General features: G+C 60.5%; 15 protein-coding genes. 9 read left to right on the top strand and 6 right to left on the bottom strand.

The annotated features are described in order from the left end of the window. From ABXR19_RS05950 to ABXR19_RS05910, 9 genes are all read left to right on the top strand, one after another. A partial coding sequence (locus ABXR19_RS05950; protein ID WP_354600184.1) for a methyl-accepting chemotaxis protein occupies positions 1-483 on the top strand: 483 nt, incomplete at its 5' end. Positions 484-946: 463 nt separating this feature from the next. Then, positions 947-1,486, top strand: coding sequence for a chemotaxis protein CheD (locus tag ABXR19_RS05945; protein WP_354600183.1), 540 nt, complete (start codon positions 947-949; stop codon positions 1,484-1,486). Next, positions 1,483-2,535, top strand: a complete 1,053-nt coding sequence (locus ABXR19_RS05940) for a protein-glutamate methylesterase/protein-glutamine glutaminase (protein WP_354600182.1) — start codon at positions 1,483-1,485, stop codon at positions 2,533-2,535. Before ABXR19_RS05945 ends, ABXR19_RS05940 begins: the two co-directional genes overlap by 4 nt. Next, a complete protein-coding gene (locus ABXR19_RS05935; RefSeq protein ID WP_354600181.1) occupies positions 2,532-6,020 on the top strand; it encodes a bifunctional diguanylate cyclase/phosphodiesterase in 3,489 nt (1,162 codons plus the stop codon). The genes ABXR19_RS05940 and ABXR19_RS05935 overlap by 4 nt, the downstream gene beginning before the upstream one ends. Before the next feature lie 236 nt (positions 6,021-6,256). Next, positions 6,257-7,051, top strand: coding sequence for an ABC transporter substrate-binding protein (locus ABXR19_RS05930; protein ID WP_354600180.1), 795 nt, complete (start codon positions 6,257-6,259; stop codon positions 7,049-7,051). A 187-nt stretch (positions 7,052-7,238) separates the two neighbouring features. Further along, the gene (locus tag ABXR19_RS05925) at positions 7,239-9,068 is read left to right on the top strand and encodes a diguanylate cyclase domain-containing protein (protein WP_354600179.1); all 1,830 of its coding nucleotides are present in this window, start codon (positions 7,239-7,241) and stop codon (positions 9,066-9,068) included. Positions 9,069-9,129: 61 nt separating this feature from the next. After that, complete coding sequence (locus tag ABXR19_RS05920) at positions 9,130-9,678, top strand: hypothetical protein (protein ID WP_354600178.1); 549 nt, start codon at positions 9,130-9,132, stop codon at positions 9,676-9,678. Positions 9,679-9,893: 215 nt separating this feature from the next. Beyond that, positions 9,894-11,288: a hemerythrin domain-containing protein gene (locus ABXR19_RS05915; protein WP_354600177.1), complete on the top strand. Its 1,395-nt coding sequence runs from the start codon at positions 9,894-9,896 to the stop codon at positions 11,286-11,288. An 11-nt stretch (positions 11,289-11,299) separates the two neighbouring features. Further along, positions 11,300-12,601: an ABC transporter substrate-binding protein gene (locus tag ABXR19_RS05910; RefSeq protein WP_354600176.1), complete on the top strand. Its 1,302-nt coding sequence runs from the start codon at positions 11,300-11,302 to the stop codon at positions 12,599-12,601. Between the two features lie 239 nt (positions 12,602-12,840). On the opposite strand, the gene ABXR19_RS05905 is transcribed toward ABXR19_RS05910, so the two are convergent. The 6 genes from ABXR19_RS05905 to ABXR19_RS05880 are packed head-to-tail and all read right to left on the bottom strand — an operon-like array spanning position 12,841 to position 23,905. Further along, positions 12,841-15,078, bottom strand: a complete 2,238-nt coding sequence (locus tag ABXR19_RS05905; protein ID WP_354600175.1) for an ATPase, T2SS/T4P/T4SS family — start codon at positions 15,076-15,078, stop codon at positions 12,841-12,843. Continuing rightward, complete coding sequence (locus ABXR19_RS05900; protein ID WP_354600174.1) at positions 15,075-16,298, bottom strand: sensor histidine kinase; 1,224 nt, start codon at positions 16,296-16,298, stop codon at positions 15,075-15,077. The genes ABXR19_RS05905 and ABXR19_RS05900 overlap by 4 nt, the downstream gene beginning before the upstream one ends. Then, positions 16,295-16,933, bottom strand: a complete 639-nt coding sequence (locus ABXR19_RS05895; protein WP_354600173.1) for a GTP-binding protein — start codon at positions 16,931-16,933, stop codon at positions 16,295-16,297. The genes ABXR19_RS05900 and ABXR19_RS05895 overlap by 4 nt, the downstream gene beginning before the upstream one ends. Beyond that, a complete protein-coding gene (locus tag ABXR19_RS05890; RefSeq protein ID WP_354600172.1) occupies positions 16,933-17,505 on the bottom strand; it encodes a response regulator in 573 nt (190 codons plus the stop codon). Before ABXR19_RS05890 ends, ABXR19_RS05895 begins: the two co-directional genes overlap by 1 nt. After that, positions 17,502-21,371, bottom strand: coding sequence for a PAS domain S-box protein (locus tag ABXR19_RS05885; protein WP_354600171.1), 3,870 nt, complete (start codon positions 21,369-21,371; stop codon positions 17,502-17,504). Before ABXR19_RS05885 ends, ABXR19_RS05890 begins: the two co-directional genes overlap by 4 nt. After that, complete coding sequence (locus ABXR19_RS05880; protein WP_354600170.1) at positions 21,368-23,905, bottom strand: EAL domain-containing protein; 2,538 nt, start codon at positions 23,903-23,905, stop codon at positions 21,368-21,370. The genes ABXR19_RS05885 and ABXR19_RS05880 overlap by 4 nt, the downstream gene beginning before the upstream one ends. Between the last annotated feature and the right edge of the window lie 61 nt (positions 23,906-23,966).

The following is a 23,966-nucleotide window of genomic DNA, read 5'->3' as shown; positions in this document are numbered from 1 at the left end:
GCGCGTGCCGGTGAGCACGGCAAGGGCTTCGCGGTGGTCGCGGCCGAAGTGCGCAAGCTGGCCGAACGCAGCCAGGTGGCGGCGCAGGAGATCGGCGAACTGGCCAGCGGCAGCGTGGATCTGGCCGGCAAGGCCGGCAAACTGCTCGATGAAATCGTCCCCTCGATCCAGAAGACGGCCGAGCTGGTGCAGGAAATCGCCGCCGCGTCCAACGAACAGTCGGGCGGTGTCGGCCAGATCAATACCGCGCTGGGTCAGCTCTCACAACTGACGCAACAGAACGCGTCAGCCTCTGAAGAGCTCGCCGCGACCGCCGAGGAAATGAGCGGCCAGGCCGAGCAACTGCAGCAGCTGATGGCCTTCTTCAAGGTCGCCGGGGGCAGCTCACCGGGTGTGGCGGACAAAGCCATGCGTTCCACGCGCCGTACGCTGCGTGGATCTTCCGGTGTCGAGCCTTCGGATCGCGACTTCGTCAAGTTTTAGGAGGCTGCCATAAGCAAACGTGTACGAGGTGGTGATGGTTTTGTAGGAGCGGCTTCAGCCGCGAAAGCTATTCGCGGCTGAAGCCGCTCCTACGGGTTGTGCCTTGAAGACCCGCACTGCGCGGACTTCTTCAGGCTAAGTGCTTGAAGAGGCAAGCGGGGCGGGGTGGAGCGAGGCGGTGATTCGGCAGGCCCGAACATTCCCTCCCCTTTTAAGGGGGAGGGCGAGGGAGGGGGTAAGAGCGTTAAATCGAGGACTGGCCTTGTTTGAACGCGCACACCCCCATCCCAACCGGAGGATCGAGTTTGCACACTCGATCCGCTGCGACGGCGCAAGGCAATGCCTTGCGAATTCCCGTCTCAGCCCCCCTGAGAGGGGGAAGGGGCCGTTCGGGCGGGCTTTACAAGGGGGTGGCTGCACGCCGGGCCATGAATGCGGGACAACGAAACGAGCGTGAAGAATCATGGTTGCCAATGCCTTCACCCTGCCGGGCTTCGTCAATAAACGGCCGGAGAATATCCAGGAAGTCTTCCTCAATCCGGGCGGCTTTCATTTCGGCACGGCTGATACGCGCATCGTCACCTTGTTGGGCTCCTGCGTCTCCATCACCTTGTGGCACCCCAAGCTGCACGTGGGCGGCATGTGTCACTTCATGCTGCCTTCGCGCGGGGTGATTCCTGAGGGTGGCACTTACGACGGCCGCTATGGCGACGAGGCGATGAAGCTGTTCACCAGCAACATGATGAAGGTGGGCGCTGATCCGGAAGAATTTCAGGCCAAGCTGTTTGGCGGTGCCAATATGTTTGCAGACATTTCGCAGCGCAACGAGGCCAATGTGGGTGCGCGCAATATCGAGATGGGCCTGTTACAGCTGGAGCGCTATGGCATCGCGCTGCTGGCCAAACATCTGGGCGGCGAGGGCCATCGCAAACTGATGTTCGATGTGTGGAGCGGCGATGTATGGCTCAAGCAGACCGAACCGACACGCGGAGGCGGCAGATGAAGCGCATCCGCGTTGGCCTCGTCGATGATTCCGCCATCGTGCGTCAGGTGGTGGCGGAATTGTTGAGTCGCGCGGCCGATGTCGAGCTCATTTTTACGGCCGCCGACCCGATCTTTGCGATGGGCAAGATGCAGGATCAATGGCCTGATGTGCTTGTACTGGACATCGAAATGCCGCGCATGGACGGGCTGACCTTCTTGCGCAAAATCATGGCCGAACGCCCTACGCCAGTGGTGATCTGTTCCTCGCTTACCGCGCACGGCGCGCGGGTGACGATGGATGCGCTGGCCGCCGGGGCCTTTGCCATCATCACCAAACCCAAGCTGGGTGTGCGCGAGTTTCTGCAGGATGCCAGCAGCGAATTGCTGGGCGCTGTGCGTGCTGCCGCGGCTGCGAATATCGCCTGCCTGCATCGTGAAATTGCCCGCCCAGTGGCGCCCGCTGCCGCAGCGCCGAGAAAAGTACTGACGGCACCCTACAAGCCAGCCGGCAAGATCGTGGCGATTGGCACCAGCACCGGCGGCACCCTCGCGCTGGAACGCATCTTGCGCGAGATGCCCGCGGAATGCCCGGCACTACTGATCGTGCAGCACATGCCCGAAAAATTTACCGCTGCGTTTGCCGAACGGCTCGACTCGATTTGTGCTCCGCAGATCCGCGAAGCGCAGGACGGGGACCGCGTGCAGCCGGGTCTCGCCCTGATCGCGCCGGGTGCGCGCCACATGCAGCTGATTCGCGTAGCGAGCGGTTATGCCGTATCGGTGGCGGATGGGCCGCCTGTGAATCGCCATAAGCCGTCCGTGGATGTGTTGTTTCGCTCGGTGGCACGTGAACTGTCTGCCAACGCGCTCGGCATCATCATGACTGGCATGGGGGATGACGGCGCGCGTGGCCTGCGTGAGATGTTTGACGCTGGCGCCCACACCATCGCGCAGGATGAGGCTAGCTGCGTGGTGTACGGCATGCCGAAAGAGGCGGTGCGTCTGGGCGGGGTCGCGGAGCAGATTCCACTCGACCAGATTGCGAGCCGGATTCTGGAGCTGGCATGAACAGCGCAGCTATTCGCGCATGTGTGAAAGGTGGCTTCAGTTGGCTGTGTGCCGTCTTCCGGGCTTTGCCGCTGGGTTTGATCGCTTGGGGGCTGCTGTTCATCTGCATGGCGCCGCTGGGCAGTGGGCTGTTCTATCTGGTACGCGAGCCGGTCGAGCGCGAGGCTCAGCTCCAGGCATTGGACGCCATCGTGGCGCTGAAGGCGGCGACGATGGCGGCACGCATCGAGCGCATTCGCAGCGATGCCGAAAGCATGATGCTGTACGAAGGCTTCATCGCCCATTACAGCCGCTATCTGGAGCACGGCGAAGCGGCCGAGCGTGATGTGCTGATGACGCGCATGGCCGGTCTGCTGCGCACTTATGGATATCGGGGCATTGCGCTGGTGCGCCCGGACGGCAGTCAGAGCTTGCGCTATGGCGCGGCGCTGGATATGAACCGCCAGCACATGCCAGGCCTGCTGGCGGATGCGCTGCAAAGTCGCAACCCGGTGCACAGTGATCTGTACCGCGATGCCGAAGGCCGGGTGCGCTGGGATTTTGTGGTGCCGCTGCTGGATGCACAGCACGCGAATGCGCCGGTTGGTGCGTTGTTGCTGAATCTGGACGTGGAAGAGACCTTGTATCAGGGGATCTTGCAGTGGCCCACGTCTACCGCTACGGGCGAACTGGTGTTGGCTCGGCGCGATGGTGACAGCATGCTGATGCTGAATCCCCTCAAATATGATCAGGACGCCGCACTGCATTTACGTGTGCCCTTATCGGAGGATCGCGCGGTCACCCAAGTGGTGACGAAGCCGGGCGCGCAGCGTTTCAGTGGCCCGGATTATCGTGGTGCGCCAGTGCTGGCGGCGATGCGTGGCATAGTCGGTACGCCCTGGTTTCTGATCGTCAAAATTGATGAAGTGGAGGCCATGCGCGATCTTCGTCAGCAAACGAAGCTGATCCTGCTGACCAGTCTGGTGGGTGTGGTTTTGTTGCTGGCATTGCTGGTGGGGATTGCGCGCCAGCAGCGCCGTCTGAATGCCCTCAAACAGGAGGCCTGGCAGCTGAGCCGCGAGCAATTGTTGAAGGATTTCTACGAATTGCCTTTTGTGGGCATGGCGATCTATGACGCCGATGATGCCGTTTGGGCGCGGGTGAATCCGTGTTTGCGCGCGATGCTGGCGGTGTCTGACTCGACGCGCGTACCGGATATCGCCGAGGCGGTGCTGCCTGCGGATCGCCCGGTGTTTCGCGAACATCTGCTGAGCTTGCTGGAGGGGCGCGAGCGCGAATGCGTCTTGCCCGAAATCGGCTTGCAAGGCACGCAGGGCCAGACGCGGATGACGCGCATCAGTCTGCGAGCCTCGGTCGGCGAAAAGGGGCGGGTGGCGCATGTGTTGGCGACGGTCGAGGATTTGAGCGAGCAGCTGCGCGATGCGCGCCTGCTGCGCGAAAGCGAGACGCGCTTGCAGGCAATTTTCGACCACGCCGGGGCCGGCATCGGTGTGCTGGATAGCCACGGGCGCTGGCTGCGCGTGAATCACCGGCTGTGCCTGATTACAGGGTATTCAGCGGAAGAATTGCTGGGGATGAGTTATCTGGGGATCACCCATCCCGAGGATGCCGAGAGTAACCGTGAGTGGACCGATGAGGTGTGGCGCACGCGCAGCAGCCAGATTTTCGAGAAACGCTATCTGCGCAAGGATGGCGTCACTGTCTGGGTCGAGGTGAGCCTTGCCTGCATGGGAGACAATGAGGCGCCCGTGCTGCTCTCGGTAGTGATCGACATCACCGCGCGCAAGGCGGCTGAGCTGGCCGTGATGCGCCAGGACCAGCGCTTGCAGCGGGCCGAACAGGTGGCTGGCTTCGGCAATTGGGAGGTCGAATTGGGCACGGACGTCATCCATGCTTCACCCGGAGCCGCTGCGATTTATGGGCTGGAAGGCGATACCTGGCCCTATCGCATGATCCGCGATGCGCGTTTGCCTGAATCCCATGCCGTGATGGACGCAGCCATGCACGCGTTGATCCACGAGGGCAAACCGTACAGCGTGGATTTTCGTATCCGGCGGTTCAGTGATGGCGTGTTGCGCGATCTGCATGCGATTGCCGAATACGACGCGGCGGCCCAGATCGTGTTTGGTGTGGTGCAGGACATTACCGAGCGCAAGCTGACTGAACGCCGCATGGAAAACCTGGCGCAGTGCGACCAGCTGACGGGCCTGCCCAATCGCAGCAGTTTTGCCGAGCATATCGACCATGCGCTGGCGCGCCAGCGTCGGCGCAGTGGTCGGCTCGCCGTGCTGATGCTGGATCTGGACCGGTTCAAGGATGTGAACGACAGCTTCGGACACGCAGCTGGCGATGAACTGCTGCAACTGGCCACCCAGGCCTTGCGTCAGGAGGTGCGCAGCGAAGACGTGCTGGCGCGTCTGGGTGGCGACGAGTTCGGCATCCTGATCGAAGATGCTAATGGTATTCAGGCGATCAACCGCATCGCTATTGCACTGCAAAAAGCCCTGCGTACGCCCTTTATGCTCAGTGGCGGCAATGCTGTGGAAATCGGCGTGAGTATCGGCATCAGTCTCTTCCCGGATCATGGCAGCACTACCGAGGAGCTGATCCAGCATGCGGATACCGCGCTATATCAGGCCAAGGGCGAGGGCCGTAATGCCTATCGTTACTACACCGAGGCGCTGACCGTGGCCGCTCGTCAGCGTCTGGCGCTGGAATCCCGTTTGCATCGGGCGCTGGCGCACGGCGATGAACTCAAGGTTTATTACCAGCCGCAGTGGGATTTGCAGAGCGGTAATCTGGTGGGAGCCGAGGCGCTGATGCGCTGGTTCGATCCGGATGAAGGTCTGATCTCGCCGGCCGTGTTCATTCCGGTGGCTGAGGAATCCAATCTGATCAATCTGATGACCGATTGGGTGATCGAGCATTCCTGTGAATTCTGGGTGAAGAATGGCTTGACCGGCGCAAACGGCCTGCATCTGGCGATCAACCTGTCTCCGCGATCTTTCTCCAATGCTACGCTGGCTGTGGGCGTGCAGGAAAGTCTGCTGCGCACGGGGTTCCCGCCGCATCTGCTGGAACTGGAACTGACCGAAGGTGCCCTGATGCAGGAAGGTACAGGTGCTCTGGCGATCCTGCAGTCGCTGCGCGACACCGGCGTGCGCCTGGCGCTGGACGACTTTGGTACGGGTTACTCCTCGCTGGCCTACCTGCGCAAATTTCCGCTGGATGTGCTGAAGATCGACAAGAGTTTTGTCGACGTGCTGAATGAGGAAAGCGGCGCCGCGATGGTGACCGCGATTGTCGATCTGGCCCACGTGCTGGGCTTCCGCTCACTGGCCGAGGGCGTGGAGGAAGAATCACAAGCCAGCTTCCTGCGCGCCTGTGGTTGCGAAATGTATCAAGGCTATCTGGGCAGCAAACCGTTGCCGGCGGCAGAGTTTTTGGTATTGGTGAGCAAACTGAAAAGCGAGGCGAAGGCCTGAAGAGCCGCGTTGCGCGGACTTGTATGGGTAGGGGGTTTGAAGAGGCACTCTGCGCGGATCTCTTCGGGCAGGATGGCTGAAGAAGGCGGTTGGGAGCGGCTCTGCGAGGTAGTGGTTCGGCAGGCTCGAATATTCCCTTCATCTTTGAGGGATAGGAGGCCTAGCGTGCAGCGGGCCAGGTTTTTGATCGTGCAGTGAATCAAGGAGTGATCAGGATGCGAACACGATTTTGCGGCATGAGTCTCATACTCTGCGCCAGCACGCTGGTGCAGGCCGAATCGTCTACGCCAGGCGCGCTGTCGCGTGTGCTGGCGGCAGGGAGTTTGCGGGTGTGCATCTGGCCGGATTATTACGGAATCACTTACCGCAATCCGCGCACACAGCAGCTCGCCGGGATCGATATCGATCTGGCGGGTGAGTTGACGAAGGATCTGGCGAAGGATTCGGGCAAAAGCATTGCTGTGAGTTTTGTCGATAGTTCGTTTGCCACCTTGATCGAGGATGTGAGCCGGGAGCGCTGCGATATTGCGATGTTTGCGATTGGTATCACGCCGGCCCGTGCCGAAAAATTGCGCTTCACCCAGCCCTATTTGAAGAGTGATATCTACGCGATTACCACGCAGGCAAACCGGCTGATCAAGACCTGGGCGGATATCGACAAGGCAGGCGTGGTGGTGGCCGTGTCGCGTGGTACTTATCACGAGCCGGTGATGCGGGCGAAGCTCAAGCAGGCGACTTTGATCGCGCTGGATACGCCGTTTGCGCGCGAGCAGGAGGTGGAATCCGGTCGCGCTGATGTGTTCATGACCGACTACCCCTACAGCCAGCGCATGTTGCAGAACTCGGACTGGGCGCGGCTGGTCGCGCCGCCGTCGGTCTATCATTTGACCTCTTATGCCTATGTGGTGAAGCCCGGCGATGATCGCTGGTATGCGCGGGTCGAGCGTTTTATCAGCGATATCAAGCGTGATGGTCGTTTGCTGAGTGCTGCAGGGCGGCACAAACTGACGCCGATCGCGATTTTGGATTGACCCGGCCGACGGTCATGACTTTGAACGCCACTTACGAGCATGAAAATCATGCCCGTTTCCCTCTCCCCCAAGCCCTCTCCCCAAATGGGAGAGGGGAGCTTCGAGAAGTCGCTCTGCGACTTTTACGCCAATGAAGTCGCGACTCATCGCCACGCTTGTTCAGCATCTCGGGAGCCATTTGGGCTTCATGGTGTTCGTGTTGCTGTTCGTGACCGGGGTGGCGGCCAGTACGGCCTACACGGTGTATCGCATGCGGGTCGAGGCCCTGGCTCAGCATGTGGCGATTGCGACGGTGCAGGCGCGTGCAATTGAAGATCATCTGACGCAAAGCCTGGTTTTGCTGGATCAGACCGTGATCAATGCGAGCCAGATGAATTCGGGCGAGGCAAGCTGGAGTTTCGAGGGCGTGCTGCGCAATGCACCCGCCTTGCGTTCGATCTCGCTGCTCGATGACAAGCAGCGGATCATGTTCAGTTCAAATCCGGCGAATGTCGGGATTCGGGTGGGCGCGGATGATTACCTTCCTCCTGGTCCGGAAAACTGCGATCTGCTGCGGATTGGCCGTCCCTGGTCGGGCCGTGATTTCGCGAGTGGCGCGCCGATCCGCACGTTGCAGCCCGCAGACCTGTCTGCGTCAGGCTTTATTCCCCTGTTGCGTTGCGTGCGCCGGGGTGATCAGGTGATCACGGTCGCTGTTGCTTTGAATCCGGACTATTTCATCAACTATTACAGTGCCAGATTGGCAGGCGAAGTCGGTTTGGTGGATGTGCTCAGGTATGACGGTATCCAGTTGATGTCCACCGATGAGCAATTTTTGCCCGGAGAGCAGCGGCAGGACGAGCGTTTTCTGACGCGTATCTCGGAGATCGAATCGGGCAGTTTCGAGCAAGTGCTGCACGGTGATCAGACCGTGATTTCGGCCTTTCGAGCATCACGCCTGTTCCCGCTGGTGGTGGTCCTGAATGTCTGGCGCAAGCATGCGTTGGCGACCTGGGCAGCAGAGAGTCAGCGCCTGTTGCTGATGGTGGCACCTGTTCTGCTGGCCGTGCTGGTGCTGGCTACCTGGCTTTACGTTCACTTGCGGCGCGTCGGGGCGCTGCAGGCTGAAGCACGCCAGCGCGACCGTGATCGGCTGGCGGCAACGGTGTTTACGCATTCCCGTGAGGGGATTGTTATCGCGAACGCGGATGTCCGCATCGTCGATGTCAACGAAGCCTTTACGCGCATCACGGGTTACAGCCGGGAAGATGCGCTGGGAAAGAACCCGCGTCTGCTCAGCTCTGGTCAGCACTCTCGCGAGTTTTATGTGGAGGTGTGGCGCAAGCTGCTTGGCGAAGGCTATTGGTTTGGTGAGTTCTGGAATCGTCGCAAGAACGGAGAGCTTTTTGTCAGCCAGATCACCATCAGTGCGGTGCGCGGTAGTCGCGGGGAGATACAGAATTTTGTCTCGCTATTTTCCGACATCACGCCGATGAAGGAACGCCAGTTGCAGCTCGAGCATATCGCTCACCATGACACACTGACACGCTTGCCAAATCGGGCATTGCTAGCGGACCGTTTGCGGCAGGCCATGGTGCATAGTCAGCGGCGCGGGCAATTGTTGGCACTGGTGTTTGTGGATCTGGATGGGTTCAAGGCGGTGAATGACTCATATGGCCATGATGTGGGCGATGTGTTGCTGATTACGCTGGCCGAGCGCATGCGTATCGCCTTGCGCGAGGGCGATACCCTGGCACGAATTGGCGGAGATGAATTTGTGGTGATCCTGGTGGATCTTGAGCAGAGACAGGACTGCGAGCCAGTGCTTGAGCGCCTTCTGCAAGCGGCTGCCGCGCCTGTGCAGGAGCGCAAGCGGGTGTTGCAGGTTTCCGCCAGCGCCGGTGTGACGTTTTATCCGCAAGCGGGGGTTGATGCTGATCAGCTGATTCATCAGGCCGATCAGGCGATGTATCTGGCCAAGCAGGCGGGCAAGAACTGTTACCGGATTTACGACGAAGAGGAATTCGTGAGGGCGTGAGAGCACTCAGGCAGGGCTGAGTAAATGCCATCGGAACATTGCGCAAGTAGGAGTGCAGGAAATGACTGAAGACTTGCCGGAGGTGGTTTATCAGATAGACCGGGATGATTTGCTTGTCTCTTTCAACGAGCAATGGGATGTCTTTGCCGAGGATAACGACAGCCTTTTTCTGGCCAGCCAGAAGATACACAAAGCCCCGATCTGGCAATTCATCCGCGACGCCGAGACTCGCCATCTGCATGAATTGCTGCTGAGAAAAGTGCGGACCAGGGATGTGATGCTGGATCTGGCCTTTCGTTGTGATTCACCGGTTTTGCGGCGTTTCATGCGCATGCGTGTGTGCATGAAAGATGATGGCAGGGTCGAGTATCGGAGTCGCATCGTCAGAACCGAGCCACGCGAAGCCGTTTTGCTTGCTTCGCCCTGTCGCTCAGAGGCGGGGCCATTCTTGAGAATGTGCAGTTGGTGCAAGAAAATGGAAGTGGCTAAGGATTCGTGGATGGAGATCGAGGATGCCGTGAATTTTCTGGGTCTGTTTTCCTGCGCAGAAATTCAGCAGATCTCGCACACGATGTGCGATGCATGTCTGCGGGGGCTGGAGGAGGGCTGAAAACGCAAGTCGCAGCGCTGGCCTGCTTGTGCCGGCGATATCTGCCCGGAAGGCTTCTTCAGGCTTGCACGGGCTTGGCCGTTGAAGGGTCTGGAGGCTGGCGCGGCTCAGCGTCGGACTACGGGCGGGGCCTCGAAGAGCCTCTCCGGGCCGACTTCTTCGGGCATGCATGCTGAAGATGCAAGCTGAGCGCGGCTGTACGAGGAGGCGTTGAAATGGAACTGTTCGTCTGGGATGAACGCTACCTGACCGGCGAGGCTCAGGTTGATCACGAACATCGCGGCCTGGTCGAGCTGATCAATCGCATCGTGATCCTGCAGACGCAGCGCCATTCTGACGCGGAGCAAACCGCGATTCTGGATGAACTGGTGCAATACGCGGTGACGCACTTTGCACACGAAGAAGTGTCGATGCTGGCGGCGGGCTGCGATCCGCGCCATGCCCAGGCGCACATTGCCGTGCATAAGGCCTTTGCGCGCCAGGTGGGGCAGATGCGCGGCTCGCATCTGGAGCAGGGCGGCCTCAGCGCCTTGCTGCGTTTCCTTAGCAGCTGGCTGGCCTATCACATCCTCGGGATGGATCACGCCATGGCTCGGCAGATGGCGCATATCCGTGAAGGCATGAGCCCGGCGCAAGCCTATGAGTTGGAACAGCAGCATCAGGCCGATCCGGCCACGGCCAGCTTGCTCAAGGCCATGCACACGCTTTACAGCGTAGTCGTGCAGCGTAGCGAAGAATTGCTGGCGTTCAACGAGCAACTAGAAAACACCGTGCAGGCGCGCACCGCTGATCTGACCGAGGCCAATAGCCGGCTGGAGATGCGCAATCAGGAACTCCTCGCCATGAACAGCAAGCTGGCAGAAATGCGCCAGCAGTTGCTGCAGGCTGAAAAGCTCGCGGCCGTGGGCCAGCTGGCCGCCGGAGTGGCGCATGAAATCAACAATCCGATCAGCTTTGTGCAATCAAACATTCATACCCTCGACGACTATTTGCGGGATCTGTTGAATGTCCTGGATGGCAATGCCGGGGCGACGGTTGATGTTGAGGTTTTGCGAAACGATATTCCTGCGTTGGTGCGTGAATCCCAGGAGGGCATCAGTCGGGTGAGGAAAATCGTGGAGGATTTGCGTGAATTCTCGCAGGTCGACAATGCCCGGCTCTGGCATTGGCATAATCTGCGTAATAGCCTGGATGCCACGCTGCATCTGCTGGCGGATGAGTTGAGTGGCAAGCTTGAAATTGTGCGCGAGGATGGCGAGCTGCCTGATGTGTGGTGCAGCGGCACGCAAATCAACCAGGTCTTTGTGGCCTTGCTGAGCAATGCTGCTGAAGCCGTAGCGCCCGCGGGTGGGGTGATTCATATCCGCAGTGGTGTGGCAGAAACCGAGGTCTGGTTGGAAATTGCCGATAATGGTCGGGGTATTGCGCCGGAGGTGTTGCCGAAAATTTTTGATCCGTTTTTCACTACCAAGCCCATCGGTGCCGGCATCGGTATGGGGCTGGCGCAGGCTTATGGCATCATCCGGCAGCATAAGGGCCGGATTGAAGTGAGTAGTGAAGCAGGCAAGGGCAGTCGCTTCAGGGTGTGGCTGCCGATCAAACAGGATTGACGGAGGCAGGCGTGCACAAGGCGGGGTTGAAGTCGGGCGTACTGATGTTGCTGTGGGTGGTGTTCGCTGGCACAGGCTGCGAGCGTGAGCCGGAGGCGCCGCAGATTGTGCGGACAGAGGTTGCCGTACGTCACTATTTTTCACTGACCGGCCCGTTTTCAAAAACCATGAATGGTCTTGCCGAGGACTTCAATCACAGTAATGTGAAGTATTCCCTGCGCCCGACGCCGCTGGAGCACGAGTCCTTCAAAACCATCATCCGTGATGATCTGCAGACGGGCAGGACGGCGGATGTGTATAGCTATTGGGCGGGCGCGCGGGTGCAATCCATTGTCGACAAACTTGCACCCATTGACGATGTGTTACCGCTAGCGGATATGGATAAACGCTTTGGCTCGGCAATCGTCAAATCCGCCTGTACCTACAACGGCCGGGTCTACCTGCTGCCGCTGACGCAGCAATACGTGGGCTTTTTCTACAACAAGAAGGTTTTTGCCGATAACGGCCTGAAGCCGCCGCAGACCTGGCCTGAATTTCTTCAGTTGGGCAAGGCGCTGAAGGCGCGCGGCGTCACGCCAATCGCTCTGGGTTCCAAAGCAAAATGGCCGGCCCAGTTCTGGTTTGATTACCTTTTGCTGCGCACTGCGCCGCTGGAGTATCGCCAGAAGTTGATGGCTGGCGAAGCGTCTTTCACTGATCCGCAAGTGCTGCGCGTTTTCTCCCTGTGGCGTGATTTGCTCAAGGCGGGTTTCTTCAATGCGCGCCCCAATACGCTGGAGTTCGACAGCGACGCGGCGACACAGGTGCTGCGGGGCGAGGCGGCGATGACTTTGATGGGCACCTGGCTGATGGGTTATTTTCACTCGCCGGAACTCGACTGGCATGAAGGCGCGGATTACGGATTCTTCCCCTTTCCGGAAATCGATCCGCAGATCCCGCGCGTTGCACTTGGCCCGATTGATGGTTTTGTGATTCCCGCCGCGGCGAAGAATCCAGAGGGCGCAAAAGCCGTACTGGCGTATTTTTCCAGCGCTGTTTCGCAGGTCACGATTAGTCGTGCAGCAGGCTCGATAGCCCCGAACCTGTCAGTGGAAGATCGTCACTATTCGCCCATGCAGCGCGAGATCCGTGCCGAGATCGGGCGGAGCAATGCTTGGGCTTTCAACTACGACCTGGCAACGCCGCCCGCGCGAGCGGACATCGGCTTGAATTTGTTCTCCGAATTTCTGGAGTCACCTGACGACTACAAGCGCCTGCTCAGCAATACTCAAGAACGCATGGCCCGGATCAGCGTCGTGCCGCAAGTGAGGTAGGGGTTCGTCGCCCGGATGCAGCGCAACGCAATCCGGGGCAGGTCGTGACGGTGGGCGGGTTTGTGTGGGAGCGACGTCGCTGCTAGGCGCGGGGCGCATCAGGTCTGGGCCTTGAGCAAAACACCCCGGACTCTGCTGCGCGGCATGCCCGGCTACGGTTTGGGGCCTTGAAGAGGCGCACCGCGCGGGCTTCTTCGGGCATGCATGCTGAAGAGGCAAGCTGGGAGCGGCTGTGTGGCTCAGCGTTCTTGCGGGCCGAGAACGCGCAGGATTTCCTCCGGAGTGGTGACGCCCGCACTGACGCGTTCTGCCGCATGTTCGGTGATTGAGCGTTGTCCGGCGGCTCGCAGGTCGCGGCGGATATCCAGCACGCTGGCACCGCTGCCAATGCGATCGCGCAGGGCATCGTCCGGGGTCAGTACTTCATAAAGGGCGATACGGCCGCGGTAGCCACTGCCGCTGCAGGTTCCGCACCCGCGGCCACGCGTGATCTTGGTGATCGGGGCAAAGCTTGGGCCCAGTTTTTTGATGATTTGCGGATCGGGCGCAGCCTGCTCGGCGCAGTCCGGGCACACCCGGCGCACCAGACGTTGGGCGATGATGCCTTCCAGGGCGGTGGCTACCACATAGGGCTTGAGCCCCAGATCGAAGAGCCGGGCAATCGTGGCGACGGCGGAATTGGTGTGCAGGGTGGAATACACCAGATGGCCTGTCAATGCAGCATGGAAGGCGACCTCGGCGGTCTCGAAATCGCGGATTTCACCGAGCAGGATCACGTCCGGATCCTGACGCAGCATGGCGCGCAGGACGGTGGGGAAATTCAGACCGATCTTCTCGCGCACCAGCACCTGGCCTGCCATGTCGAGGTAATACTCGACCGGATCTTCGATCGTCACGTAATTTTTGCCGGGTGTGGCGTCGTGCTGCAGCAGGGAATACAGGGTGGTCGTCTTGCCGCTGCCGGTGGGGCCGGTGGCGAGAATGATGCCCTGGGGCTGGGCGATCATGTTCTCGACTTTCTGGGTGTCCGAGGGCGAAAAATCCAGCGCGCTCAGGTCATGGACGGCTGAATTGCGATCCAGGATGCGCATCACGATTTTCTCGCCATTGATCGTGGGCAGGGTCGAGATGCGCAGATCCACCATGCGCATTGGCGTCTTCACCGTGATGCGCCCATCCTGCGGGCGACGGCGTTCCGAGATGTCCAGCTCGGACATGATCTTCAGGCGCGAGATCAGCGAGGGATGCAAGTGCAGCGGGATCTGGATTTTGTCGGCCAGCACGCCGTCGATGCGGTAGCGCACCACCACGCTCTTGGTGCGTGGCTGGATATGGATGTCGGAGGCGCCCAGACGGATGGCCTCCAGAATGATGGCATTCGCCAGACGGATCGCCGGTGGCGCTTCCGTTGAGCGGAGTAGATCTTCGAGTGGTGCAGCATCGTCATCTTCGATAACGACTTCGATGCCTTCATAGGGATCGGGCGAAGAAACCAGGGTTTCCAGCTCCTTGAAATCAAGCAGCTCGGCGCCGCCAAACAGCTCGCTGAGTTTGAGCCGGATGCTGGCGATATCGGCCGAAACCACATTGACGTCAAGCCCCGCCGTGAAGCGTACTTCGTCGATCAGGCCTTCATCCAGAGGATCGGCCATGGCCAGGGTGAGGCGCTTGCCTTCCAGTTTCAGCGGGATCAGCAACTGGTGTTCGCAGAAGCTGTGCGGGATCAGCTCGGCCATGGCCGCGTCGATGCGGAATTCGGCCAGCTGTACTTCCTCTATCAGCAGGTCCTCGCGCAGCAGGGCGCGGATGCGGGCTTCCGGAACCCAGTCTTTTTGTATCAACAGACTGATGAAAGATTCCTTGCGGCGCTCCTGCTGCAGGGTGAGTTCTTGTAACTGCGCCGTATTGAGCAGGTTCTTCTTGTGCAGAGTGATCCCCAGACGACTGCGGTGCGTTGCCGCCAGGCGTGAGAGGGCTGAAATCTCCTTGCTCTTGCGCGAGTTGTCGGCACTCAGTGCGCGATTGCGCTGCATCAGGTCAAACTGTTCCAGCGCCAGCGCGACAGTAATGCGCAGATCGTCATCATTCCAGGGTTTGAGAATGAACTTGTAGACGGCGCCTTCATTGATCGCGCCCATCACTGCGTGCGTGTCGGCGTGACCGGTGAGCAGGATACGCAGCGTTTCGGGCGAGCGTTTCTTCACCTCCTGCAGCAGTTGCGTGCCGCTCATGCCCGGCATCATGTAATCGCTGATGATCAGATGCGTAGTGGCTTCGGTCAAACGCAGCAGCGCTTCGTCCGCGTTGTCCGCGGTGACGATGGCGTAATTTTCCCGGCGGAAAACCCGCGTCAGTGCCTTGAGTACATTCGGTTCGTCATCGACCAGCAGCAGGCGGTAATGCGCCGGTGCCAGATGTGCGGCGGGGGCCTGTTCGGTATCGGTCTTGCCGGTAAACAGGGAGGCAAACTGACTCATGGCAGCTCGCCTCGCAACGGGAATTCCATATAGACCGAAGTGCCGACACCTGGCTCGCTGCTCAGACGGATCGAGCCGCCATGGGCTAGCACGATGCTGCGCGCGGAGCTGAGACCGAGCCCCGCCCCTCCGCCTACGGCATGAGAAGTGAAGAAGGGGTCAAAAGCCTTCTGCTGGATCTCCGTGCTCATGCCGATGCCGTCGTCTTGAATGCTGATGAGGATGCGCTGTGCATTGCTCTCGCAATGCACTTTTACGGTACCGGTGCGGTGCACGGCCTGGATGGCCTGGATCGCATTGCGCATCACGTTCAGGAAGAGCAGATTCAGCTGGCCATGCATGCCATTGAAGGCTGGCAAGGGATGCAGCGAGAGTTCCAGACGCCCGTCCGGCGGCAGCTGTGCTTCTACGAGAGTGGCGGTTTGCTGCAGACAGAGCATGAGATCACAGGCACCGAATTCAGCACGGTCTACATTTGAAAAATCTTTCAGGTCGCGCACGATTGCGCCGATTCGGTCCAGCCCCGCAATGCATTCGCTCAGAATTTCATGCGCATCAGTGATCACGAAGTCCATGTCCAGTTGCTGCCAGGCATTGCTTGCCGGATTAGCATGCTCCTTGAGTTTCGCAAAGCGCTGGACATAGGCCGACAATGTGCCCAGATTGCTGCGCATGAAGCTCAGGGGGTTGTTGATTTCATGCGCCACGCCAGCAGCTAGCTGGCCGACCGAGGCCAGTCGCGCGGCTTGAAAAAGTTGTTGCTGGCGTGCCTCGAGTTCGGTGACTTGCACCTTGACCTTGTCTTCGAGCTGGGCCGCCAGATCGCGGTAGCGGGCTTCGGATTCTTGCAGGCGGGCATGCTCCGTGCGCAGGCTCAGGTAGTCCTCCGCCATCGCTTCCTGGTGCAGGCTTGCCGCCATGCGCAGGCTCAGGCGCGTGCGCAGCAAGGCCTGCAACAGGCTGTGAGCGGCTTCCAGCGACGCGGCGGGTACAGTCTGGGGGGCACATAGCTGGCCAATCGGCTCCAGCTCCAGCACCAGTGCCGCCCGTTGTGCGTCGGCGATGGCCGATCCCCACACCACATGGGCGGTCTCATCTTCGATGGAAAATGCTCCGCCGAGCAGCGTGGTCAGGGCACTATTCACGCGTGCCAGCTCACGCGCATCCAGCAGCTCGGCCAGTGTCCAGTCGTGATCAAAATTGCTGGCGTTTATGCTCACCTCAGAACTCCGGCAACGAAGCCGTCCTCGCTCAGGCCATGTCGGCTCGCCAGTGTCAGTTCTTCGGCATGGCGACGATAGACCGCACGCAGCAAAGCTTCAAAACTTGCGACCACTTGTTCGCCGTGAAGGGCTGTTGCGAAGACCAGTGGCCAGTGGGTGGCTGCCCAGCGCTCGCGCACCTCTGGCTCGGGCACCGCGTTGGGGATGTCGCGTTTGTTGAATTGCACCACGAGCGGCAGAGTGTCAAAGTCCAGACCGACGCGTGCGGCGTTGTCGATCAGGTTCTGAAAGGATTCGGCATTGTTGGTTTCTTGTGTGCGCGCCGAATCGGCTACGAACACGACACCGTCAGCACGCGAGAGCACGGCTTTGCGGGTGCCGTCATGGGCCACCTGGCCGGGCACGGTGAACAGGCGCAGGCGGATCAGCAGGCCGGAGGCCGTGCGAAAGCCCAGCGGCAGTAAATCGAAGAACAGGGTGCGGTCGTTCTGGGTTTCGAGCGTCATGATTTCACCCTTGCATTCGGGGGACAGCAGATCGTGCAGCTGCATCAGGTTGGTGGTCTTGCCGCTTTGCGCTGGTCCGTAATACACCAGCTTGAAGCTCAGACGCTTTTCGTCGAGTTCGGGCATCAGCGCTGGTCCGGCTCCAGCAGATCAGGGTCGAGAACTACCGAACCGTCCGCGCCCCAATTCACTTTGGTAATGCCGGGTTCCACGCTTTCGAGCATGCTCGCTTCCAGGTCGCTGGCACTGATGTCGCCGCAGTCCAGGCGCATCAGATTGGCCAGACGTGTGTTCTCCAGCAGCAGTTCGCGGTGGGCCAGGGATTGGGCTATTGCGGAGATCAGCTCAAAGTCGTGCCAGGGTTTGGCGATGAAGCGGTCAATGCCGACCTCATTGACCGCGCGCAGCAGCGCGTTCAGGTCGGCGTAGCCGGACAGGATCAGACGGCAGGCGTCCGGTTGGCTGGCCTTGGCGGCCTTGAGGAAGCTCACGCCATCCATTTCCGGCATGCGGTAATCACTCAGGAAGAGATCAAATTGCGCGTGCTCGATGCGATCCAGCGCGGCACGGGCCGAGTTGAAGGCTTCAACCTCCAGATCGAAGACTTGCCTGCCGTGGTTGCACGGCGCGGCGCGTAGCAGGCGGCGCAGGGATTGCAGGATGTGCGGTTCGTCGTCGAGGATCAGGATGCGGCTCATACAGCCTCCGGGGGACTGATTGGGTTGATCGGTAGCACGATGCGGAAAGTGCTGCCCTGGCCGGGCTTGCTGCTTACCTCTATGCGGCCGTGATGGCGATTGATGATGCCGAAGACCAGCGATAGCCCCAGACCGGTGCCGACGCCGACCGGCTTGGTGGTGAAGAAGGGGTCGAAGATGCGGTTGAGCATTTCGGGTGGAATGCCATGGCCGCTGTCGCTGATGCTGATCCACACCTGATCTTCGCCTTCCAGGCCGCTGCGCAGAACGATTTCGCCATTGTTTTCGATGGCCTGCGCGGCATTCACCAGCAGGTTCATGAAAACTTGATTGATCTGCGAAATCACGCAATACACCTCGGGCAGCTCGGCGTACTCCTTGCGAACCGTGCATTTGTATTTGAGCTCGTTGGCGACGATGTTGAGGGTGGAGTCCAGGCCCTTGTGCAGGTTGGCCTGTGCCCAGTCCTGATTGCCGGTACGTGAAAAATCGCGCAAATCCTGCACGATCTTGCGCACGCGTGCGAGGCCTTCACGCGACTCTTCCAGCAGCGGGAAAATGTCGCCACGCAGGTAGTTGTAATCTTGGTCGTGCTTGATGCGGCGGATCTCGGTGAGTTGCGGGAGATCGGGCTGTGCGTCGTCGAGCAGCGTGGTGTAGGTGTCGCACAGGCTGATCAGCGCGGTGACATATTCGGTCAGCGTGCCCAGATTCGAGTGCACGAAGCCGATCGGGTTGTTCAGCTCGTGCGCCACACCGGCGGCAAGCTGGCCAATGCCGGCGAGCTTTTCGGATTGCAGCAGCTGGTTGTGAGCTTCTTCCAGTTTTTTGTTGAGGGCTTGCTGGGCGGTCAGGCTTTCGGTGAGCTGGATTTCATGCGCTTTGCGTTCGCTGACGTCGGTGAGCACTCCGTCAATGAATCGTGACTGGCCCAGTGCATCGCGGGTGATGCTGGTCAGATCCGAGACCCAGAGGGTCGAGCCATCGGCTTGCAGCAACCGGTATTCCTGTGTGTATGCGGTGTGTCCCTGTTTTGCGTGCTCGTTTGTTTCTGCTTCCACGCGTGCCAGATCTTCAGGATGAATCAGGCTGGAGAAGGGGGGCTTGCCAGCCATCAGATCAGCCGGTAGATAGCCCCAGCGCCGTACATTGTCGGAGACGAAGGAAACGGGTCGATCCGCTTCTGCACGCCAGCGGAAGCACACCACCGGACTGGCTTCGATTACCTGTATGGTTTGCGCCAGCGCCTGCTCGGCGCGTTGCTTGCGCACGATCCGCCAGGTTTCGTTGGCGATCAGCAGTACGCTCTCCACGTCGGTGTCGGTGTAGTCCTCAGGCTTGTTGCCCACGCCGGCAATCATGCGTACCAGACCGCCCTCCATGACTGGCACGCTGATCAGACGTTGCAGGTGCGAGTGCCCCTCGGGCAGGCCGCGTTTGCCCGTGGCGTTGGCGTAATCATTCACGAAGACCGGCCTTTTGTGACGAGCTGAATCGGCCCAGATGCCAGCCTGGCTGATCGGGTAGTGTTTGTCGAAGGTGGCCGTGCAGTAGTGGGCCAGGGTGTTGTGTGACCAAGCCGCCAGTTCGATGGCTTCCTGGTCTTCATGCACGAAATGGACGAAGGCGATCTGGCTGCCGGTGAGTTGCTCGGCGACGTCTTGTGCATGCGCCATGAAAGCCGCTTCGTCTAGTCGCTCGGCCTGCTGTGGCAGTTCGAGCAAGGCGCTGGCACGGCGCGCCTGCAGGGCGAGCAATTCTTCGTCGCGGCGCTGATCGGTCACATCGGTGGCCACGCCATCCCAGATGATCTGGCCGGTTTCATTCAGGCCGGGGCGGCGGCGTGAGTGCATGGCAATCCAGCCCCAGCCCCCATCTGCGCGCAGCATGCGCAGATCCATGTGAAAGTCGCCATCCAGCGCGCGTGCCTGGGCTTCACGCACAGCCGGCATTTGCGCCGGGTCGATACGCAGCAGCAAGAGGCTGAGGTCGGCGATCACGGCTTGTGGCGAGAGGCCGAAAATCCGCTCGACGCCCGAGCTGACATAGACGATGTGGCGCGATGCATCCGCCTCCTGGGCGACCTGGTACAGGTAGCTGTTGGGCAGGTTGTCGGTGAGGCGGCGCAGGTTTTCTTCGCTTTGGCGCAAAGCTTCCTCCGCTTGATGGCGGGAGGTAACTTCCAGGGTCAGGCCGCCCAGCAGAGGGGGCGCGTCTTCGCGCGGGATGATGAATTTGGTGGATTCAAAGTAGCGGCCATCGAACATTTCCTCGATCACCTCGGTCTGGCCTGACGCGAGGATGCGTAAATCATCGGTCACCATCGCGCGGCCGAACTCGCCGGGAAAGATTTCGCTGGAGAGTTTGCCGATCATGGCGGCAGGGTCGAGGCCGAGCAGATCCTTGAAGCCCTGATTGGCGATCAGGACACGCGATTCATGGTCTTTTACATAGGCGGTGCCGGGCAGATGGTCGATGAAGCTTTGCAGGGTCCGGGTCAGAACCTGCAGGGCGCGGGCATCGGCGTTGCGCGCAGAGACATCCATGGCAATCACTACTACATGTTCGTCATCGCCCAGCGGGTAGAGCAGGCTCAGGTATTCAACGCCGCTGCGGCTGTCGTTCAGGGTGATCGGCTGGCTGCTGCAGCAGGCTTGTTCGATGATGGTGCGGCGCGCGGCGGCGATGTCTGCGGGCAGGAGCTCGAACATGTTGCTGCCGATCAGTGCCTCGGGCGTGCTGCCCAGGCGCGCGGCGCCGGTATGGTTGATGAGCTTGATGGCGCCGTCGCGCCTGAGCATGAACAGGCTTTCCGGTACCGCTTCGATGAAGGCGCGCAGCACCTGTGCATTGGCCTGTTCCTGTTGCATGACGGCATTTTGCAGGGCACGATTGTGGCCTTGCATCAGCAGGCGGATTATGGCTGCCAGCAACAGGCACAGCAGCAGGCTGAATGCCAGACTGCCGCGCAGCGGTGCGGCATAGACTTCGGCAGCGTCAATTTTGGAGGCAATTTTCCAGGGTGTGCCTTCAACGGGATGAATGACGCGCAAGACCTCGACGCCGTGATAATCGCGCCCGGGGGCCAGCACTGACTCGGGGGAGTCCAGCTGCGCGGCAGACAGGCCGGCTTTGCTTAAATTCAGGCGCGGGCGCGCAGGGGTGTCGCCATTGTTCGGCGGCGAGTTGAGTACCTCGGCTTCGTCACCGACGGGGCGGAGGAGGACTGTTTCGCCGCTGCGGTGCTGCATGGGCCAGCTTTGCAGGAAATCAAAGAGATAGCGTTTCGGATTGATCTCCAGTAGCGCGAAGCCGACCGTGTGTGTGCCCGCTGCTGCTTTCATCGTCAGCGGAATCGTGAAGCCCAGGCGTGGCTGGCCGGTCGGGCTAAGGTAGAAATCCACCAATCCTGCACGCTCGCCGCCAGGGTGGTCGGACGGCGGCAATTGCTGGGAAGCCGGGGCGTTGCGGTCGGAACTGATGAGGAAGTGGCCCTGGGTGTCGTAGAGGTCGACGCGTTCAATCTCGATATGGCGACGCTGATAGAAATTCAGGACTTCGCGCAATTCGCCGTCGTGCAACTCGTCGTGCGGGCTGCTTTGCCAGGCTGTAAAGGCGAGGGCGAGGATGCCCGAGGCCGGTTGCATCATGCTGCTGCGGTTTTCGAGAACCCAGCGTTCGATCTCGTGGGCTTTGAGCTCGGCAATGATGCTCAGGTTGGTTTCGGTGGCCTCGCGAGCTTCGCGATACAGATGCTGGCTGACGAAGGCGATCAGGATGCCTGTTCCAAGAGCCGCCAGCAGCGGCCATCTCCAGATATGCAGGCTGAAGAGGCTTGCTGGATGCGGCTTTGCGGGAGTGGTCATGTGCACTCCTTGTCTTGCCCCTGATGCGCGGCGATGCGGAAGGCCTCACGCACCTGTTCGCGCAACTGGTCGTCTTCCCAAGGCTTGGTCAGGAATTTGTACACGGCGCCACGATTGACCGCGTCCATCACGGCTTCGAGTTCGGTGTAGCCGGACAAAATGATGCGCAAGGTGTCGGGGTAGAGCTGGCGGACGCGGGCGAAGAATTCGGTGCCGTTCATGCCGGGCATACGCTGATCCGAAATGATGACCTGCACACTGTTTTGCGCCAACAGTTCGAAGGCTTCGGTGCTGCGGGTCGCGGTGATGACACGGAAATTTTCGTGGCGGAACAGGCGGCTCATGGCACTGAGGATGGAGGGTTCGTCATCGACGATGAGTAGGGCTTGTTCACTTGCGCTGTGCGTCAGACCGAGAAACAGGCGGGTGTTGTTGACGAGCAGCGTGGTGATGGCTTCGGGCGCTGAGGGTTTGCTGAACAGATAGCCCTGCATCGCATCGCAGCGGCGGTTGCGCAGGAAAATGGCTTGCGCTTCGGTTTCGACGCCTTCGGCCAGCACTGACAGATTCAGACCATGTGCAATCGCAATCGCGGCCGTGGCAATCGCCGCGTTGGCCGGATTGTGGGTGATGTCGCGGACGAAGCCCTGATCGATCTTGAGCTTGTCGAAGGGGAAGCGCGCCACATAGGCGAGCGAGGAGTAGCCGGTGCCGAAATCATCGAGCGAGAGCTTGACGCCCAGCGCCTTGAGCTTGCGGCAGGTGGCTACCGCGGCGTCGATGTTGTGGATGAGGGCGGACTCGGTGACTTCCAGTTCGAGGAATTCGGCGGGCAGGCCGGTTTCCTTGAGCACGGCAGCCACTTCATCGACCAGAGTGTCGCCGCGGAACTGGCGTGCCGACAGATTCACCGCCACGCGCAGGCGCGGCAGCCCGAGATCTTGCCAGATCTTGTTCTGCGCACAGGCCTGGCGCAGCACCCAACTGCCGATGGGGATGATCAGGCCGCACTCCTCGGCCACCGGGATGAATTCGGCCGGGCTGACCATGCCCAGTTCGGCGCTGTGCCAGCGCAGCAGGGCTTCGGTGCCGATGATATTGCCGGAATCCAGATTGTTCTGCGCCTGATACACCACGCTCAGTTCATCGCGGGCCAGTGCCCCGCGTAACTGGGCTTCGATGATCTGGCGTCGGCGCGCGTCGGCATCCATGCTCGGCGAATAGAAACTGAAGGTGTTACCGCCTTCCAGTTTGGCGCGGATCAGCGCGGCATCCGCGGCCTTGAGCAGGGCGTCGCCACTCTCCCCGTCACGAGGTGAGACGCTGATGCCGATGCTGGCAGCGACGATCAGCGGGTGACCTTCATGCTCAATCGGCTGGCCGATGCATTCTTGCAGACGCTGGGCCAGCTGGATGGCATCTTCGGCCGCGTTCAGATTACCCAGCAGGAAGCAGAATTCGTTGCCGGACAGACGTGCCACGGTGTCGCCCTGACGCACCTGTTGGGCAAAGCGGCGGGCCATGTCGATCAGTACCCGGTCACCCACGGCCTGGCCGAGGCTGTCGTTGATCAGGCGGAATCGATCCAGATTGACCAGGATGACGGCCGCGCAACGTTCGCTGCGGCGCGTGGCGACCAGTGCCTGTTCCATGCGGTCGATGAACAGGCTGCGGTTGGGTAGACCGGTGAGCGGGTCAAACTGGGTCAGATGGCTGATGCGGTCGACCATGCGTTTTTGCTCGGCGACATAACCAAACTGGCCAACGTAGTGGCTGGCCTTGCCGTCAGCATCGTGCACGGCGCTGATGCGCAGCCACTCGGTGAAGGTGCTGCCGTCCTTGTGGCGGTTGATGATTTCGCCCTGCCAGCTGCCGTGTGTAGTGAGCGTTGCCCACAAGGTTGTGTAGAAATCAGGGGTTTGCTGATCGGATTTGAGCAGGCGCGGGTTCTGGCCTTTGACCTCGTCCAGCGTGTAGCCGGAAATTTGCGTGAAGCTGTCGTTCACCAGCACGATGTTGCCAGCCGCATCGGTAATGCAGATGCCATCGCGGCTGCCGCGCAGGATGGTCAGGGCCAGCTGCAGTTCGTTATCGACCGGGCCGCGTTGGTGAACCAGGGCCTGATGGTGGCGCAATGCGGATTTGAGGGCCATCGGCAAGCGCAGCAAGGCTGCGTCCAGCAGGTAGTCGGCAGCGCCCTGCCAGATCGCCTGGCTGGCCAGATCAGGTTCGTCCTGCTCGGCGTTAGCCGGACACAGCATGACCAGCGGCACGGCAACGGGGTGGCGTTGCACGCGCTGCAGAATGCTCAGGCCGGCCGGTGCCGGGTTGGCCGGAAAATCACCCAGGGCATGCAGGGCGCACAGGATGCAGTCTGTTGCGCGGTTGTCGAGGGCCGCATCGAGTTCTTCAATGCGATTGATCGGCGCGAGGTTGAAAGCCTGCCCCGAGGCGTGCAGTACCGCACTGACCGCATCGTAGAGCGGCGGATCGGTGTCGATGAAGATGACGTGAATGGGTTGGGCGGGTTTCATGGACGCATCCCGTACAGCCTCTCTGCACCTTGTTCTGCGGAGGGTGTGCCTGAAGAGGCCC

The sequence above is a fragment of the Uliginosibacterium flavum genome (assembly GCF_040566545.1).
GTDB lineage: Bacteria > Pseudomonadota > Gammaproteobacteria > Burkholderiales > Rhodocyclaceae > Uliginosibacterium > Uliginosibacterium flavum.
Note: the sequence above shows the minus strand (reverse complement) of the source record. Positions and strands in the feature narration are given on the sequence as shown.

Coding starts and splice junctions, on each gene's coding strand:
- ABXR19_RS05940 (WP_354600182.1), top strand. CDS start 1,483: ATGAAGCGCATCCGCGTTGGCCTCGTCGATGATTCCGCCATCGTGCGT.
- ABXR19_RS05890 (WP_354600172.1), bottom strand. CDS start 17,505: ATGAGCCGCATCCTGATCCTCGACGACGAACCGCACATCCTGCAATCC.
- ABXR19_RS05920 (WP_354600178.1), top strand. CDS start 9,130: ATGACTGAAGACTTGCCGGAGGTGGTTTATCAGATAGACCGGGATGAT.
- ABXR19_RS05915 (WP_354600177.1), top strand. CDS start 9,894: ATGGAACTGTTCGTCTGGGATGAACGCTACCTGACCGGCGAGGCTCAG.
- ABXR19_RS05925 (WP_354600179.1), top strand. CDS start 7,239: ATGGTGTTCGTGTTGCTGTTCGTGACCGGGGTGGCGGCCAGTACGGCC.
- ABXR19_RS05945 (WP_354600183.1), top strand. CDS start 947: ATGGTTGCCAATGCCTTCACCCTGCCGGGCTTCGTCAATAAACGGCCG.
- ABXR19_RS05885 (WP_354600171.1), bottom strand. CDS start 21,371: ATGACCACTCCCGCAAAGCCGCATCCAGCAAGCCTCTTCAGCCTGCAT.
- ABXR19_RS05935 (WP_354600181.1), top strand. CDS start 2,532: ATGAACAGCGCAGCTATTCGCGCATGTGTGAAAGGTGGCTTCAGTTGG.
- ABXR19_RS05930 (WP_354600180.1), top strand. CDS start 6,257: ATGAGTCTCATACTCTGCGCCAGCACGCTGGTGCAGGCCGAATCGTCT.
- ABXR19_RS05905 (WP_354600175.1), bottom strand. CDS start 15,078: ATGAGTCAGTTTGCCTCCCTGTTTACCGGCAAGACCGATACCGAACAG.
- ABXR19_RS05880 (WP_354600170.1), bottom strand. CDS start 23,905: ATGAAACCCGCCCAACCCATTCACGTCATCTTCATCGACACCGATCCG.
- ABXR19_RS05895 (WP_354600173.1), bottom strand. CDS start 16,933: ATGCCCGAACTCGACGAAAAGCGTCTGAGCTTCAAGCTGGTGTATTAC.